Source organism: Dickeya sp. ws52, from assembly GCF_007210685.1.
Lineage (GTDB): Bacteria > Pseudomonadota > Gammaproteobacteria > Enterobacterales > Enterobacteriaceae > Dickeya > Dickeya chrysanthemi.
The window spans coordinates 205,838-221,664 of record NZ_SZVX01000001.1; the positions used below are offsets into that span (position 1 = coordinate 205,838).

The following is a 15,827-nucleotide window of genomic DNA, read 5'->3' on the forward strand; positions in this document are numbered from 1 at the left end:
CAAGCCAGGTCTTTCACCTTAATTTTATTATCGATAATGACAGCACCGGTTTTGCTGCATTGTCCGGCGCATTATTTTATTTTTATTGCCGCCCCGCACGGGGCGCTTGTTATAACCGCTCTGCTGACTCCCCACCCCAAATATGGTATAAGGAAAGGCTTGATTCGTCATTTAGGGTAAACCGGTGAATATTCAGGCTCTTCTTTCAGAAAAAGTCCATCAGGCAATGATTGCGGCGGGCGCGCCCGCTGACAGCGAAGCAATGGTTCGCCAGTCAGCAAAAGCGCAATTTGGTGATTATCAGGCAAACGGCATCATGGCAGCCGCCAAGAAACTCGGCATGTCGCCGCGCCAGTTGGCCGAAAAAGTGGTTCAAACGCTGCAACTGGATGGTATTGCAGCCAAGACGGAAATTGCCGGTCCCGGTTTCATCAATATTTTCCTCGACTCTCATTGGTTATCCGCTCAACTGGAACATGCGCTGGCCGCCCCGAATCTGGGGGTGTTGCCCGTCGAGCCGCAAACCATCGTCGTTGACTATTCCGCACCTAACGTCGCTAAAGAGATGCACGTCGGTAATCTGCGTTCCACCATCATCGGTGATGCGGCGGTGCGTACGCTGGAGTTTCTCGGTCATCGCGTTATCCGCGCCAACCATGTCGGTGACTGGGGTACTCAGTTCGGTATGCTGATTGCCCATCTTGAAGACGTGCAAAACGGCAGCGCCAGCGATCTGGAATTGGCCGACCTGGAAGCCTTCTACCGCGAAGCAAAAAAACAGTATGACGAGGATGCCGCCTTCGCGGAACGCGCCCGCGGCTATGTGGTGAAGCTGCAAAGCGGTGATGAGTACTGCCGCTCAATGTGGCGTAAGCTGGTAGACATCACCATGGTCCAAAACCAGCGTAGTTACGACCGTCTGAATGTCTCGTTGACGCCAAACGACGTCATGGGTGAAAGCCTCTATAACGCGATGCTGCCTGAAATCGTCGCGGACCTGAAAGCCAAAGGGCTGGCAGAGGAAAGCGAAGGCGCCATCGTGGTCTATCTCGACGAGTACAAAAATAAAGAAGGCGAAGCGATGGGCGTCATCGTCCAGAAAAAGGACGGCGGCTACCTTTACACCACAACCGACATCGCCTGCGCCAAGTACCGTTATGAAAAACTGGGTGCCGACCGCGTGTTGTACTATATCGACTCCCGCCAGCATCAACACCTGATGCAAGCCTGGAGCATCGTACGTAAAGCCGGTTACGTGCCGGAGTCCGTCAGTCTGGAACATCACATGTTCGGCATGATGCTGGGTAAAGATGGTAAACCGTTTAAAACCCGCGCCGGCGGCACCATCAAACTGTCTGAACTGCTGGATGAAGCCTACGAACGGGCGCTGGCGCTGATTGCAGGCAAAAATCCGGAGATGGATCGCACCGAACTGGAACAACTGGCGCAGGTGGTATCCATTGGCGCCGTCAAATACGCCGACCTGTCGAAAAACCGCACTACCGACTACATATTCGACTGGGACAATATGCTGGCGTTCGAAGGCAATACCGCGCCGTATATGCAGTACGCTTACACTCGCGTGTCGTCCATCTTTAAACGCGCCGGTGTGGAAGAAAGCAGCCTGACTCAGCCAATCGCACTGACTGCCGAGCATGAACAAGCCCTGGCTACCCGCCTGCTGCAGTTCGAAGAAACGGTGACGACGGTGGCCCGTGATGGTACGCCGCATGTGATGTGTGCTTACCTGTATGATCTGGCCGGGCTGTTCTCCGGTTTTTACGAAAACTGCCCCATCCTCAACGCCGACAGCGAAAACACACGCCAAAGCCGCCTCAAACTGGCGCGGTTGACGGCTAAAACGCTGAAAACCGGCCTGGATACGCTGGGTATCCAGACGGTCGAGAAAATGTAAGCTTTATCTGGGCCGACGTCAGGTTTCAGACTGTCGGCCCGCTTGCTTCCTGCGCCAAAACACGCCTCACCAACGTCAGCGCTCTGTCGCTCGGTTATTTCATCCCCAAAGACAGCGTATTCGTCGATGCATCATCCAGTCGTTGATGGCCTGCTCCAGCCTTCAACCGGAAAATCTCTACCAGTTGGCGCAATCTCGCCGCCTGATCATTGAGTGACTCCGCCGCCGACGATGCCTGCTCCACCATAGCCGCGTTTTGTTGCGTGACGGCTTCCATTTGGTTGATCGCCACGTTGATCTGGCTGATACCCCGGCTCTGTTCTTCCGATGCCATCGACATTTCACCTACCAGCGACGACGCATTGGTGATCAGCGCTTTAACGTTGCTGATCGCATTGCGTACATCATCGGCTTGTTGCGAGCCGTTTCTTACGGCGGTGATGGCATTATCGATAAGCGTTTTGATTTCTCTGGCGGCCGAAGAGGAGCGCTGCGACAACGTACGCACCTCACCCGCCACCACAGCAAAGCCACGGCCATGTTCACCGGCACGCGCGGCTTCCACTGCTGCGTTAAGCGCCAGGATATTGGTCTGGAAAGCGATACCTTCAATCAGGTTAGTAATCTCCGCCACTTTCTCCGAACCGGAAGCAATCGCTTTCATCGCCTGTATCATGCGTTCGACGGAATCATCACCATGGGTCACGGCGTCCGCCGCCTGCTGACCAAGGCTATTGGCCTGCCGGGCGTTATCGACATTGCTTTCTACCGTGGAGGAAATCTCATGCATACTGGCGGCGGTTTGCGCCAGGGATGACGCCTGTTCTTCAGTCCGCGCGGACAGATCGATATTTGCCGCGGCAATCTCGTTGGATGCCGTCGCCACGCTTTCGCTGGCCATACGCACATCCGCCAGCACTGTGGCGAAACGCTCGGTCAGGTTATTGAGCGCCTGCGCCGTCTTACCGATTTCATCATGACGGCTATCATCGGCCCGCAACGTCAGATCCAGATTGTCGCTGATCGTCAACAGCGTGTGTTGCAAGTGATTCAGGCTGCGGCGAACGTAGAGCAGAATCACCCACGCCAGCGAACCGGCAACTCCAACGGAAACGACGATCAGGCTGATCAGTGTATAGAGTGCGGTGCTGTAGCCCTCTTTATTCGCCTTTTCCTGATTACTGGCCAGCGTCAAATTGTATTCTCGCTGATCCTGCAACAATTTTATCAATGCCTGCTCGGTTTGTTTTTTAGCATTTTCTGCTGCCGCATCGGTGCTTTTCTGAATAGTACCGCCTTGATAAAGGCTGTCGATGGACTGACGGTAAGACGCCAACAGTTGAATAATGCTGTTGGTCATCTGTGCGTCACGATCGTCGGAAATGTAATTTTGCTTATAATCCGCCATGAATTTATCTACGTTCGCCAGTTGTCCCAGAATGGTTTTTAACTGACCCACGCGCTGCGCTTGATCCTCAATCTCCGACAGCATCGAGAGCGATGCCCGTACTTCACGCATATTGATATTCGAGTTAGATAATAACGTCAGGCTGGGTAAGGTATTGCCGGTAACGTATTCAACCCTGTCTTTCGAATCCCCCAGTGCTTTAATGCCGTACCCGCCCACCCCACCGAGCGCCAGTACAAAAATCGCTATGGCTATGGCTAACTTCTGGAAAATCGTCATCTTTTTTTCCTTTGTTTACTAAAGGTTATTGTGTTTTTATTTGAAGTATCAGTAATGTATTTACCGATAATTTATTATCGGCAATATACGCAAACACATTAATAAAATTAACCTATAAAACAGCAACATAAATAACATCAATTGGCCGGAAAACACGTAAATCCAGGTCTATATTGTGCGATTGACTTCCATCACTCGGTGTGCAACTAATCAGAAACACTGAACAAAATGATAAAATTCAAGCAATATGCTATTTTTTTAAGAAACGACAAAATAAAGGGGGGATACTAAAGATGTCTCAATATGCAGGTCCGCAGGCGGCCTACCAAGCCGACCGCGAACCATGAAAGAAAAATCAACCAATGAGGAATCAGGAAAAAATCAGACGCTACGGCGGGAAAAATCTCGCGGACGAAATCCCAGTGTGACCAGCGAGGCAAAATAGCTGACGACGCCTGCCGCCACTACCACCAGCAAACGCAACAGCCGCTCCGTCATATTGCCTTGCTCCCAGGGAGGCATCCACAGATTCAGCGTGATCAGCACGGCAGACATCACCACGACGGCCGTCACCAGTTTCACCAAAAATACCGTCCAACCCGGTTGAGGGGCAAAGATACGCTGGCGACGCAACTGCCAGAATAACAACCCGGCGTTGAAGCAAGATGCCAGACCAATCGACAGCGACAGCCCGGCATGTTGCAATGGACCGATAAATATCAGGTTCATCAACTGGGTCATCACCAGTGTCGCCATGGCGATTTTTACCGGCGTTTTAATATCCTGCCGTGCATAAAATCCCGGCACCAATACTTTCACCAGGATTAACCCCATCAAACCGATGGAGTAAGCGACCAGCGCACGCTGCGTCATCATGGCGTCAAACGCGCTGAATTTACCATACTGAAACAACGCCACCGTCAGCGGTTTAGCCAGCAATCCCAACGCCACCGTCGCAGGCAATGCCAGCACGAAGCACAACCGCAGCCCCCAGTCCAATAACCGGGAATACTCCTGGTGGTTGCCGCTGGCGACGCTTTTCGACAACGACGGCAGCAGAATCGTCCCTAATGCCACCCCCAGCACGCCGGAGGGAAACTCCATCAATCGATCGGCATAATACATCCACGAGACGGCGCCCTGGCTAAGGAACGAAGCAAAAATAGTGTTGATGATCAGGGAGACCTGGCTGACCGATACGCCAAGAATCGCCGGCACCATCAGCTTCATCACCCGGCTGACGCTAGGATCGCGAAACTTGATGCGCGGCAACACCAACATGCCGATTTTTTTCAAATACGGCAGTTGATAGAACAGTTGCAGCACCCCGCCGACTATCACCGCCCAACCTAGCGCCATCACCGGCGGATCAAACCAGCGGGCACCCAGCAGCGCAAAGCCGATCATACTGATGTTTAATAAGGTTGGCGCAAACGCCGGAACCGAAAATCGGTTCCAGGTATTGAGCACCGACCCAACCATTGATGTCAGCGAAATCAGCAGGATATAAGGAAAAGTCACCCGCAGCAGCGCAGAGGTCAATTCAAAACGCTCCGGCGTCGAGGCAAAGCCCGGCGCGGTCACCATGATAACCCAGGGGGCGGCAATCATCCCGGCTACCGTCACCAGCGCCAGAATCAGCGTCAACATGCCGGCGACATAGGCCAGAAAAGTGCGCGCCGCCTCCTCGCCTTGCTGACTCTTATACTCAGCCAGGATCGGAACGAACGCCTGAGAAAACGCGCCTTCGGCGAAAGTACGCCGCAATAAATTAGGCAGCTTGAACGCCACAAAAAAAGCGTCGGTTGCCATACCGGCGCCAAACACACGAGCGACGATCGCATCGCGCATAAATCCCAACACACGAGAAAGCATGGTCATGGAACTGACCGCTGCCAGTGATTTCAGTAGATTCATTCAGTTGTTCTGACTATGGGAAAGAAATGGATGGCGGGGAAAAGCCGTTCGACCGCCATGCCCAAGACGGTCACACCGCCCGCAACACCTCACGCCATACAGCGGCACTCACCGCCGATCGCTCACTGCGCAATTTATCGCGGCACACAGCCTAGTCGATTGCACCGCCAATAGCCACATGGGCAACCGATGGCCGCTGTTTTTTTCAGCATTCTCTCAATAGCATCTCGATCACCCGTTGCGCATACAACGCCTGATCACCTGAGGTTAACGGCGGCGTATGCGAAACCACCGCCTCAATAAAGTGCCGGACCGCCCCCACAAACCCGCGTTGTTCCAGTGTACTCAACCAGGATGGCGTAGGATGCAGCAACACCGTCCCCTCACGCTCTTCACGCCATTCCCGCAGGTTATCTACCTGATACCAACCACCATCGCCGATCACCTGCACGCTTTCGCGCTGGCTGCCGGCCTGGCGGTGCATACTGGTGGTGATCAAGGTATGCGCGGTTTGAAACTGGTGCTCGGCATACACCAGTTGCCCTTGCGGATTGCAGCGTATCCGGCCGCCGTACCACGTAGCAGGGGCATCAGGCGTTTGTGCCAGCCACAACGCGGTATCCACCACATGCAGGTAGTCATCCAGCAGGGTAAACGCCAGCGGGTGCGGCCCGATATGATCAACGCGGTGTTTTTCCATTCGCAGGCTATCCGGAGTAGGCTGCGCTTGCCGCAAACGCTGATACAGCGGCGCAAAACGGCGGTTGAACCCCACCATCAGCAACAAATTACGACTGGCCGCCAGCGCCACCAACGCTTCTGCCTGCGCCAGCGTTTCCGCCAGCGGTTTATCCACATAAACGTGTTTGCCCGCCAATAGCAGCGTTTTAACCACCTCATAATGGCTGGCGGTACTGCTGTGGACAAATACCGCATCACACTGGCTGATCAACGCGTCCAGAGAGGCAAAACAGGTGATACGGTAATGGCGACACAGTTGCCGGGCTCGTTCCTGCCCCGGCGACCAGGCGCCCACCAGTAGCCAATTCTCAGCCTGCGACAAAATCGGCAAATACGCCTTGCGGGCGATATCGCCCAACCCTACTACACCAATACGCACCGATGTCATGCCTACATTCCCCGCCACTCTGTTATCGGAACCACATCAGGCAAGACGCGCCTGCAACGCCGCCAATTGCGCCCGCAATTCAGCAACGTCATTTTCCAGTACGGACACCCGAGCAACCAGTTCGTCATCCGGCGGCGCATCACCCGACGCAGACGGCGCCGCCTCGGCCACTTCGCCGCTAAACAGATGCATAAAACGGCTTTCGCGTTTACCCGGCTCGCGCGCCAGCCGCACTACAAACGGCCCGTCCTCACGCTGTTGCAGGTGCTGCAACACGTTCTCCACCTCGTCCATATCGACAAATTCGTGCAGACGCGCGGCACGGGTGCGCAACTCGCCCGGCGTCTGAGCACCGCGCAGCAACAAGGTCGTCACCAGCGCCACTTCGGCCGTGGAAAATTTCAGGTCGCCGAATTCAGAGTTGCAAAACCGGTGTTCATATTTCATTACCCGATTGCCAAAACCGCTGACGGTACGCAGAAAATGTCGTTTCACCAGCAAGTCCAGCGTTTGTTGCACCTCGTTTTCGGTCAGTTCCATCACCGGCTCGCGGTTGGTTTTCTGATTACAGGCGGCGGTCAGGCCATTCAGGGACATCGGATACTGTTCCGGGGTCGTGACCTGCTTTTCCAGCAGGCATCCGATTACCCGCGCTTCTTGGGGCGTCAATGCGTATTTCATGGCTTCTCCTGATTTATTCGCGCATTCAGCGCATCGGCGTCCATTCATTGTTCGTCAGCGCGGTCAGCACATGATCCTGCCACTTGCCGTCAATCAATAAATAATTTTTGGCGTAACCTTCTTTCTCAAACCCCAGCCGGGCCAGCAGGTTGCCGCTACGATGATTATGCGGCATATAGTTGGCCATAATGCGATGCATATGCTGTTGGCGCTGCATGTAACGCAATGCCGACTGCAATGCTTCGTACATCATCCCCTGCCCCTGCCATTTTTCACCCAGCGAATACCCCAGATAACAGGCATGAAAAGAACCGCGCAGCACATTACTGAAGTTAGCCACGCCGCGCACTTCGTTTTCATCCGGGTCCAGCAGCAAAAAATAGTACGCGCTCCCCTGTTTGTGCATATCGCAGATCACGCTCAGCCGCGCCTGCCAACCGGAAGGATAACAGTGGCTGGCATCGCGCACCGGCTCCCAGGGTTTTAAAAAATCACGGTTCTCCGCGTAATACTCAGCCAGACGCCAGGCATCGCGTTCGTGCGCCAGACGGACCACCAGCCGATCCGTAGTCAGACGGACTCTGGGTGTCGTTGAGCGATAGCCAAACATGCCTTCCCCCTCAGGTGACGAATTATCGATAAATAAATTTTATTAATGCGATCAACGCCGATACGGCGGACGCCATAACCGGATAACAAGCCAATAGCGCTTACTATAACCACATAAATTCCATAGCGTAAAATCATGACCGCCGAGTTATTGAACGATCGATACGCCGCACTGACATTTTTTCTTAAACTGTTCGACAGATAACAGTTGAACGATAAAAAAATTTATTAGCAGGATCCCCTATCACGATGACGCAATCGGCGAGAGAATGGACAAGCTGCATTCCTTTCTTTCTTTTTTCCTCGTGGTGAAACATGTCATTAATGACGCAGGCCCGCAGTCTGGGTAAATATTTTCTGCTGCTGGATAACATGCTGGTGGTATTGGGTTTCTTCGTCGTGTTCCCGTTGATCTCCATTCGCTTTGTCGATCAGATGGGCTGGGCGGCGCTCACCGTCGGGATTGCGCTCGGCTTGCGCCAATTCACCCAACAAGGGCTCGGCATTTTCGGCGGCGCCATCGCCGACCGTTTCGGCGCCAAGCCGATGATCGTCACCGGCATGTTGCTGCGCGCGTCCGGATTTGTGTTCATGGCGCTGGCTACGACACCGCTGATGCTGATGCTCTCCTGCGTACTGTCGGCACTGGGCGGCACCTTATTCGAACCACCACGTAACGCGATGGTCATCAAGCTGACGCGTCCGCACGAGCGCAGCCGTTTCTTTTCGCTCCTGATGATGCAGGATAACGCCGGCGCGGTGATCGGCGCACTGATCGGCAGTTGGTTGATGCAATATAACTTTTCAGTGGTGTGCTGGGCCGGCGCGGCGGTATTCGTGCTGGCTGCCGCGCTCAATGCCTTGTTATTGCCGGCCTATCGCATTTCCACTACCCGCACGCCTATTCGCGAAGGCATGATGCGGGTGATGCGCGATCGGCGTTTCGTTGTCTATGTGCTGACGCTGACCGGCTATTTCATGCTGGGCGTACAGGTGTTGTTGATGATGCCTATCATGGTGAATGAACTGGCCGGCACGCCGTCCGCCGTGAAATGGATGTACGCCATTGAAGCGACGCTGTCGTTGACGCTGCTCTACCCGATAGCGCGCTGGAGCGAAAAACGTTTTCGCCTTGAACAGCGACTGATGTTCGGGCTGTTCATCATGACCTTAAGCCTGATTCCGATGGGGATGGTCACCAACTTGCAATGGCTGTTGGGTTTGATAGCCCTGTTTTATCTTGGCTCCATTATCGCCGAACCGGCGCGAGAAACGCTGGGCGCATCACTGGCCGATGCCCGCGCCCGCGGCAGTTATATGGGATTTAGCCGTATGGGGCTGGCACTGGGCGGCGCGCTCGGTTATAGCGGTGGCGGCTGGCTGTTTGATACCGGAAAGGCGCTCGGCCAACCGGCCTTGCCTTGGGGTATGTTAGGCATTATCGGTATGCTGACCCTGGCCGCCCTGTACTGGCAATTCCATCTGAAACGGATCGAACCGGCAATGCTGAGCGAGCATTGATCAAGGCTATCAATCACACTCAGTCCACATCATCTGCGGGGCGCCGTCATCGCCCCATTTTTCTCTGCTATTTCCACCTGTTGCTGCGCACATTTGTTACGACGTACATTTGTTATGACGTGCATTGCACATGGACGCACAGCGGCTGACAATGGATAATTCCCCCCGACATCATGATTACGGCCGCGTCTGATCCCGGCGCCGCTCAACCAGGGAGTGCCCATATGAAATTGTTTGTCTATGAACATTGTCCTTTCTGCGTGAAAGCACGCATGATTTTCGGCCTTAAACGGTTGCCGGTGGAACTGCATGTGTTGTCTAACGATGATGAAACCACGCCGATTTCAATGGTCGGTCAGAAAGTGGTGCCGATCCTGCAAAAAGACGACGGCAGCTACATGCCGGAAAGTCTGGACATCGTGAAATACGTTGACGAGCTGGACGGCAAACCAGTGTTGACCGGCCCGACCAACCCGGCTATCGACGCCTGGATTAGCCGCGTCTATGAATACGCGCCGCACCTGCTGATTCCCCGTTTTTCCCGCGCGGATTTCGACGAGTTCGCCACTGACGCCGGCCGTAACTACTTTATTCACAAGAAAGAGGGGCAAATCGGCCGCTTCGATACGCATTTCAGCCAGAGCGCTGAACTGATAAGCCGGTTGGAAAGCGACCTGCAAACGCTGGCGCCGCTGATAGTATCGCCACAGGCGTGCAACGGTACGTTGTCGCTGGATGACATCAACCTGTTTGCCCTGCTGCGCTCGCTGACCATCGTTGCCGACGTCAATGTCCCGGCGAGTGTCGCCGCTTACTGTGACACCTTGTCTCAAAGCGCCAACGTCGACCTGCTGCTTGAACAGGCACAATAATCCCCTTGTCGCCGCCGCCCGACGGCGGCGTTTAGGCGTATTCCGATTGGCGATGTGAGCGGAATAACGCACCCTGCCGGCATTCCTCGCCCGGCGAGGTCCATTACGGAAAACAAGAGGTTATAACAATGAAAAAATCGGGACTGGCCGCTCTGGCGCTGCTGGGTACATTGCTGATAAGCGGTTGTAACCAATTGGCGCAATACAGCCTGAGCGAGCAAGAAATTAATCAGTATTTGCAGCAACATAATGACTACCAGAAGCAATTGGGCGTTCCCGGTGTGGTGGATGCACATATTACGCTGACCGAGCTGACCAGCCAGATTGGCCGCGCAGAACCCGGCAAAGTAACGCTGAGCGGTAACGCTAAAGTGGATATCAGTTCATTGCTGGGAAAACAGCAAGCGGATATGAAACTGACGCTCAAAGCCCAGCCGGTGTTCAACAAGGATGAAGGCGCCATCTACCTGAAAGAGATGGAACTGGTGGATTACAGCGTTCAGCCGGAGAAATTACAAACACTACTGCAAACGCTGACGCCCTACCTGAATCAGTCGTTGAAAAGCTATTTTGACCAGAAGCCCGCTTATGTGCTGAACCCGGAGCACAACAACAAAGAAGCGCTGGCGAAGAAACTGGCCAAAGGCATCGAGGTGAAACCCGGTCAACTGGTTATCATGTTGACCGATTAAGACTTGATCGATTAAGACAAAAACGGGTGGCATCCGCCACCCGTTTTTCACTCTTCAGACGTCTCATTATCCGTCTCATTGTCTTCCGCTTCCGCCAGTTCGTCACGCATCGCGTCCAGTGCTTCGCGGCAAATGATCGCCAGAGTGCGATAAAATGCACTGGTAGCATGGCTTTCCACCTTGCCTAAGAAACGATCACTCCACGGCAATAAATAGTTATCGAAAAACGCCGACTGCGCCGCCGTTTCATCTTCCTGTGCCTGGTCTTCCAGCCAGGATGCCGCCAGCAGCATAGCGCCAAAGTGATCCACCGGCCCGTCGCCCAGCGGCATACCACGTTGCTGTAAAAACGTACGGATTTCAGCTTCCGGTGCGTCCGGCTCCCAACTGGAGCGCCACGGCGCTACCGACGGCTCTGCGCCGAACAATGCCTCATAATCAGCACTCATCGCCGGCAAATCGACGCTACGCTGCCAGCGCGCCATCAGCTCGTCTTGCGCCAGCGGCCATTGCTGCGCCAGCTTGCCTTGCTCAATCAGGGTAAACAACGGCGCCAACAGCGGATCCTGCGGCGAGCGGTTAAACAGCGTGCCGAGAATGCGGCACACCACGGAAAATTCATTCATCTCATCAACCTGTAAAAAGACATGACGGCGCGATTAAGTGACAACGTCACAGATCGGCAAACTCCGGGATCACCGGCTTACCACGCTGCTCCAGAAAATCCAGCACCCGGCGCGGGCTGACATTCAACACGCGATCTTGCGGAAAATCAACGTCCCGCATAATACGCTCACAATGCGGAAACTCCCCCAACGACCAGGCGATATGCGAATCCGACCCCAGAGCCAGATAACCGCCGGCGTCACGCACGGCTTCGGCTATCGCCCGGCAATTCGCCTCGCTGCCCTTGCGGGAATGGGTGAAAGAGGAGTTATTCAATTCCAGCGCCACGTTATATTTAGCGGCCGCTTGCGCCACCACACGGATATCGACAGGGAATTTCGGGTTACCGGGGTGACTGATGATATGTACCGCCCCTTGTGCCATGGCGGCAATCATCGCTTCGGTATGGGCTTCACGATTTGAAGGGGGAAACACCGGCTCATGGAAACCGGCGATAATCAGATCCATGCTTTCCAGCATTGGCCCGGTGCAGTCGATATCGCCCGCCAGATTCTTAATGTTAGCCTCAATACCTCGCAGAATACCGATACCGTCCACTACCCGCGGCCAGACACGCATATTAATGAAATGCCAGTGATGCGGCGCATCCGCCATATCCGGGCCATGATCGGTAATGGCAAACAGGCGGATCTGCTTAGTTTTAGCTTCGGCCACATAGTCATGCAAGGTGCTGTAGGCGTGGGTGCTGGCGACGGTGTGCATGTGTAAATCGACGGGATACATGGTTTCTCCTGACTCGGCATTGATAAGCAAGCATAGCATTTATCCCTTATCGACACAGCCGAGGAGTCGGCACAACAACCGCAAATTAACAGAAATGAAACATGCGCCGTTTCCTTACTCATCGAATGGGTTGGCAGACAAAGCAAACTGTCGAGGAAAGCAGCAGATTGCGCTAAGTTTGGCTAAACGCACGTTTTTATGAAAGAAGTGTGTTGACGCTGCGGCGGATTTTCCCTAGAGTAGCGCCCCGTTGCCCCTGACGGCGACAATCCGGTGAGGTGTCCGAGTGGCTGAAGGAGCACGCCTGGAAAGTGTGTATACGTGAAAACGTATCGAGGGTTCGAATCCCTCCCTCACCGCCAGATTAAAAACAAAAACCCCAGACGCAAGTCTGGGGTTTTTGTTTTTAACCGGTGATGGGGCGGACGAGAACCCACGACAGGGTTCGACAAAACGGCTTGCCGTTTTGGACCGCCGCAGGCGGCCCGTAGGGCGAGCGCTCTGCGCGAGTCAATCCCGACCGGACCGGTTCATCCTCACCCGCCCTTCCCCAGACGCAAGTCTGGGGTTTTTGTTTTTAACCGGTGATGGGACGGACGAGAACCCACGACAGGGTTCGACAAAACGGCTTGCCGTTTTGGACCGCCGCAGGCGGCCCGCAGGGCGAGCGCTCTGCGCGAGTCAATCCCGACCGGACCGGTTCATCCTCACCCGCCCTTCTCCAGACGCAAGTCTGGGTTTTTGTTTTTAACCGGTGATGGGACGGACGAGAACCCACGACAGGGTTCGACAAAACGGCTTGCCTTTTGGACCGCCGCAGGCGGCCCGCAGGGCGAGCGCTCCGCGCGAGTCAATCCCGACCGGACCGGTTCATCCTCACTCGCCCTTCTCCAGACGCAAGTCTGGGGTTTTTGTTTTTAACCGGTGATGGGACGGCTGGCCACTCTTTAGTGGTCATAATGGTTTCTTGTCCGAGTGGATTCTCGCATCCGTTTGATATCTCGATTCGGTGGATCTCCGAATAATCGGCTGTATTCCCGGCTAAACTGGGATGCGCTCTCGTACCCGACTCGCGTCGCTGCGCTGCCTGCATCCAGATTTTCATTGAGCATCAGTTGCCGGGCATCGAGTAGGCGCAGGTTCTTCAGGTATTGCAAGGGACTCACGCCGACGACGGCGCGAAAATGCTGCCGAAAAGTCGACGCGCTCATATGGGCCTTTGCTGCAAGATCATCCATCAATATATTTTCCGTGTAATGCTGTTTAAGCCATGTAATCACCTTGGCAATTTGCTGGCTCGGAGAGCCGACCGCCACAAGGCGGCGCAAACTGGCGCCATGTCCCCCATTAAGCAGGCGCACGACGATCTCCTGCTGGATCAGGGGAGCGAGGAGAGGAATCAACGACGGTTCGGCCAGCAATCGGAGCAGCCGGGTCAGCGCATCCTGCAAGCCTGGATCCAGTACCTCAAGGGATATTCCCCGTGCCGTCGAAGCCTGCAGCGGCGTCGAAAACTCCATTTCCGCCGCCAACTGGCCGATGAGGCGAGCATCAAGTTCCAGCCACATCCCGAGGAAAGGCTCTGTGGCGCTGGCACGAGTGACATACGCGACGACAGGCATATCCACGGTTGTTATAAGGGATTGCCCGGCCCCATAGTCGAAGATCTCGTCGCCCTGAGAGATCCGCTTACCACCTTGCACGATCAAGACCAGGCCCAGGCCATAAATGCAAGGCTTCGGATCGGTGGTGGAACTGCAACGACGAAGCTTCAGAGCTGGAATCGGGGTATCATAATCTCCGTCGATTTGTGCAATTTTACCAACCAGACTGACAAGCTCACCCATGTCCGGTTCTGATTGAGAACTCATTCCACATCTCCGTAAAATCTAATGGTTACATTTCAATTGTATTGTTGAAGCTTAGCATTGTTGATCGCCGACCGACTTGGTTATTGATATCAAATCATCAAATCAGGCAATAAATGCAACGTTTCTGGCAAACATTCTCTGAGCCATCGGGCCCATACTGCCCCACACCGGTTCACAACCGACCCTGACTTACTTTTTTATTCATGGAGATTCAGTGCTATGACCTCAACCCAATCGAGGCTGCTTCAGCCTTTCGCTTTCAAGAACGGCCTGACCCTGCGCAACCACGTCGTGATGGCGCCGATGACAACATGGTCGGCGAACCCTGATGGCACCATATCTGACCAAGAGGTGGCCTACTATCGCGCTCGCGTCAACGGCGTTGGCATGGTAGTGACGGGCTGTACGCACGTGACACCTGATGGTATAGGCTTCACTGACGAGTTCGCCAGTTATGATGATCGTTTCATTCCCAGCCTCCGTCGCCTCTCGCAAGCGGCTAAAAGCGGGGGCGCGCCCGCCATCTTGCAGATTTTCCACGCCGGCAACAAAGCCTTGCCACACCTTGTGCCGAATGGCCGCGTTGTCAGTGCCAGTGCATTACAGGTGCCGCCCAGCCCGTTCAATAACGCCGAAGTAACCAGTCATGCACTGAGTGAAAAAGAAATTGAAGAAATCATCATGGCGTTCGGCGAAGCGACTCGCCGCGCCATTGAAGCGGGCTTCGACGGCATCGAACTGCATGGTGCTCATGGCTTTCTCATCCAGAATTTCTTCTCGCCCATGTTTAACCAGCGTGATGATGAATGGGGTGGCTCACTCGAAAACCGTATACGTTTCCCCTTAGCCGTGGTGCGTGAAGCACAGCGGGTCATCGCCGAACACGCCAAGCGACCGTTCTTGCTTGGCTACCGCATATCACCAGAAGAGGCTGATGAGGGTGCCCTGCGTATTAACGATAGTTACGTGCTTATTGACCGGCTGATTGAAGCTGGCATCGATTATCTCCATGCGTCACTCTTTGACATTCCGAATGCCAGACCTGCTGACTATACCGGCGAACGTACGACCGCCGAGTTGCTCGTTGAACACGTAGCTGACCGCATTCCATTAATGGCGGCCGGCCTTATCCGAACGCCCAGCGACGCCGAGAAAGCGTTGAGCACAGGACTGTCACTGGTCGCGGTTGGACAGGGTCTGGTGATGAATCCAACATGGGTCGAGCTCGCGGGTGAAGGCCGGGAAGCAGAAATTGCCACTGCCCTTGATGCCGAGCGCGTGCCGTTACTGGCGATCCCCGATAAACTGTGGGGCGTCATCCAGGTGGTGAAGGGGTGGTTCACAGTCGTTGAGACAACACCGCCTACCGCTTGATGATTCGTTGATGAAGCGAGCACTCAGTCGGCCCTCATCCCACAACCTGCGATCTCTTTTTTCAGTGCCCGACCGCCTTAGCGGGTCGGGCTGTTGGCTATTGATTTTGCGGTATCTGCACTGAAAGTGACCTTGGCTCCCTGCGCATC

At 54.6% G+C, this 15,827-nt stretch carries 13 protein-coding genes and 1 tRNA gene; 6 read left to right on the top strand and 8 right to left on the bottom strand.

Annotated features, from left to right (window positions below):
- Positions 1-184: 184 nt before the first annotated feature.
- Positions 185-1,915 carry an arginine--tRNA ligase gene (gene argS, locus FDP13_RS00930; protein ID WP_143838225.1) on the top strand — a complete coding sequence of 577 codons (1,731 nt, stop codon included), beginning with the start codon at positions 185-187 and terminating at the stop codon, positions 1,913-1,915.
- A gap of 94 nt (positions 1,916-2,009) precedes the next feature.
- Here argS and FDP13_RS00935 read toward each other — a convergent pair whose 3' ends face one another.
- The 5 genes from FDP13_RS00935 to rimJ form a co-directional block, all read right to left on the bottom strand.
- Positions 2,010-3,602 carry a methyl-accepting chemotaxis protein gene (locus FDP13_RS00935; protein WP_143838226.1) on the bottom strand — a complete coding sequence of 531 codons (1,593 nt, stop codon included), beginning with the start codon at positions 3,600-3,602 and terminating at the stop codon, positions 2,010-2,012.
- A gap of 381 nt (positions 3,603-3,983) precedes the next feature.
- A complete protein-coding gene (gene murJ, locus FDP13_RS00940) occupies positions 3,984-5,519 on the bottom strand; it encodes a murein biosynthesis integral membrane protein MurJ (protein WP_143838228.1) in 1,536 nt (511 codons plus the stop codon).
- A gap of 205 nt (positions 5,520-5,724) precedes the next feature.
- The gene (locus tag FDP13_RS00945; RefSeq protein WP_033577284.1) at positions 5,725-6,648 is read right to left on the bottom strand and encodes a Gfo/Idh/MocA family protein; all 924 of its coding nucleotides are present in this window, start codon (positions 6,646-6,648) and stop codon (positions 5,725-5,727) included.
- A 36-nt stretch (positions 6,649-6,684) separates the two neighbouring features.
- Positions 6,685-7,329, bottom strand: a complete 645-nt coding sequence (locus FDP13_RS00950) for a YceH family protein (protein WP_143838230.1) — start codon at positions 7,327-7,329, stop codon at positions 6,685-6,687.
- Between the two features lie 25 nt (positions 7,330-7,354).
- Positions 7,355-7,939 (bottom strand): ribosomal protein S5-alanine N-acetyltransferase, encoded by a 585-nt coding sequence (gene rimJ / locus FDP13_RS00955; RefSeq protein ID WP_027712184.1) that lies wholly within the window; start codon positions 7,937-7,939, stop codon positions 7,355-7,357.
- A gap of 314 nt (positions 7,940-8,253) precedes the next feature.
- Between rimJ and mdtH the strand changes: the two genes are divergently transcribed.
- The 3 genes from mdtH (at position 8,254) to FDP13_RS00970 (ending at position 11,023) form a co-directional block, all read left to right on the top strand.
- Positions 8,254-9,459, top strand: a complete 1,206-nt coding sequence (mdtH, locus tag FDP13_RS00960) for a multidrug efflux MFS transporter MdtH (RefSeq protein ID WP_033577282.1) — start codon at positions 8,254-8,256, stop codon at positions 9,457-9,459.
- A gap of 224 nt (positions 9,460-9,683) precedes the next feature.
- A complete protein-coding gene (grxB, locus tag FDP13_RS00965; protein ID WP_027712186.1) occupies positions 9,684-10,331 on the top strand; it encodes a glutaredoxin 2 in 648 nt (215 codons plus the stop codon).
- A 128-nt stretch (positions 10,332-10,459) separates the two neighbouring features.
- Complete coding sequence (locus FDP13_RS00970) at positions 10,460-11,023, top strand: lipoprotein (RefSeq protein ID WP_033577280.1); 564 nt, start codon at positions 10,460-10,462, stop codon at positions 11,021-11,023.
- A 47-nt stretch (positions 11,024-11,070) separates the two neighbouring features.
- Here the strand turns inward: FDP13_RS00970 and FDP13_RS00975 are convergent, their stop codons facing one another.
- Positions 11,071-11,649, bottom strand: coding sequence for a molecular chaperone (locus FDP13_RS00975; RefSeq protein WP_143838232.1), 579 nt, complete (start codon positions 11,647-11,649; stop codon positions 11,071-11,073).
- Positions 11,650-11,695: 46 nt separating this feature from the next.
- Positions 11,696-12,433: a phosphatase gene (locus tag FDP13_RS00980; protein WP_033577278.1), complete on the bottom strand. Its 738-nt coding sequence runs from the start codon at positions 12,431-12,433 to the stop codon at positions 11,696-11,698.
- A gap of 272 nt (positions 12,434-12,705) precedes the next feature.
- Between FDP13_RS00980 and FDP13_RS00985 the strand changes: the two genes are divergently transcribed.
- Positions 12,706-12,795 (top strand) — tRNA-Ser (locus tag FDP13_RS00985).
- Positions 12,796-13,380: 585 nt separating this feature from the next.
- Here FDP13_RS00985 and FDP13_RS00990 read toward each other — a convergent pair.
- Positions 13,381-14,304: an AraC family transcriptional regulator gene (locus FDP13_RS00990; protein ID WP_143838234.1), complete on the bottom strand. Its 924-nt coding sequence runs from the start codon at positions 14,302-14,304 to the stop codon at positions 13,381-13,383.
- A gap of 219 nt (positions 14,305-14,523) precedes the next feature.
- Between FDP13_RS00990 and FDP13_RS00995 the strand changes: the two genes are divergently transcribed.
- A complete protein-coding gene (locus FDP13_RS00995) occupies positions 14,524-15,678 on the top strand; it encodes an NADH-dependent flavin oxidoreductase (RefSeq protein ID WP_143838236.1) in 1,155 nt (384 codons plus the stop codon).
- Positions 15,679-15,827: the final 149 nt, after the last annotated feature.

Bases quoted from the DNA above. Each gene is read 5' to 3' on its own strand.
- FDP13_RS00935 (WP_143838226.1), bottom strand. From the start codon at position 3,602: ATGACGATTTTCCAGAAGTTAGCCATAGCCATAGCGATTTTTGTACTG.
- murJ (WP_143838228.1), bottom strand. From the start codon at position 5,519: ATGAATCTACTGAAATCACTGGCAGCGGTCAGTTCCATGACCATGCTT.
- FDP13_RS00945 (WP_033577284.1), bottom strand. From the start codon at position 6,648: ATGACATCGGTGCGTATTGGTGTAGTAGGGTTGGGCGATATCGCCCGC.
- FDP13_RS00950 (WP_143838230.1), bottom strand. From the start codon at position 7,329: ATGAAATACGCATTGACGCCCCAAGAAGCGCGGGTAATCGGATGCCTG.
- rimJ (WP_027712184.1), bottom strand. From the start codon at position 7,939: ATGTTTGGCTATCGCTCAACGACACCCAGAGTCCGTCTGACTACGGAT.
- mdtH (WP_033577282.1), top strand. From the start codon at position 8,254: ATGTCATTAATGACGCAGGCCCGCAGTCTGGGTAAATATTTTCTGCTG.
- grxB (WP_027712186.1), top strand. From the start codon at position 9,684: ATGAAATTGTTTGTCTATGAACATTGTCCTTTCTGCGTGAAAGCACGC.
- FDP13_RS00970 (WP_033577280.1), top strand. From the start codon at position 10,460: ATGAAAAAATCGGGACTGGCCGCTCTGGCGCTGCTGGGTACATTGCTG.
- FDP13_RS00975 (WP_143838232.1), bottom strand. From the start codon at position 11,649: ATGAATGAATTTTCCGTGGTGTGCCGCATTCTCGGCACGCTGTTTAAC.
- FDP13_RS00980 (WP_033577278.1), bottom strand. From the start codon at position 12,433: ATGTATCCCGTCGATTTACACATGCACACCGTCGCCAGCACCCACGCC.
- FDP13_RS00990 (WP_143838234.1), bottom strand. From the start codon at position 14,304: ATGAGTTCTCAATCAGAACCGGACATGGGTGAGCTTGTCAGTCTGGTT.
- FDP13_RS00995 (WP_143838236.1), top strand. From the start codon at position 14,524: ATGACCTCAACCCAATCGAGGCTGCTTCAGCCTTTCGCTTTCAAGAAC.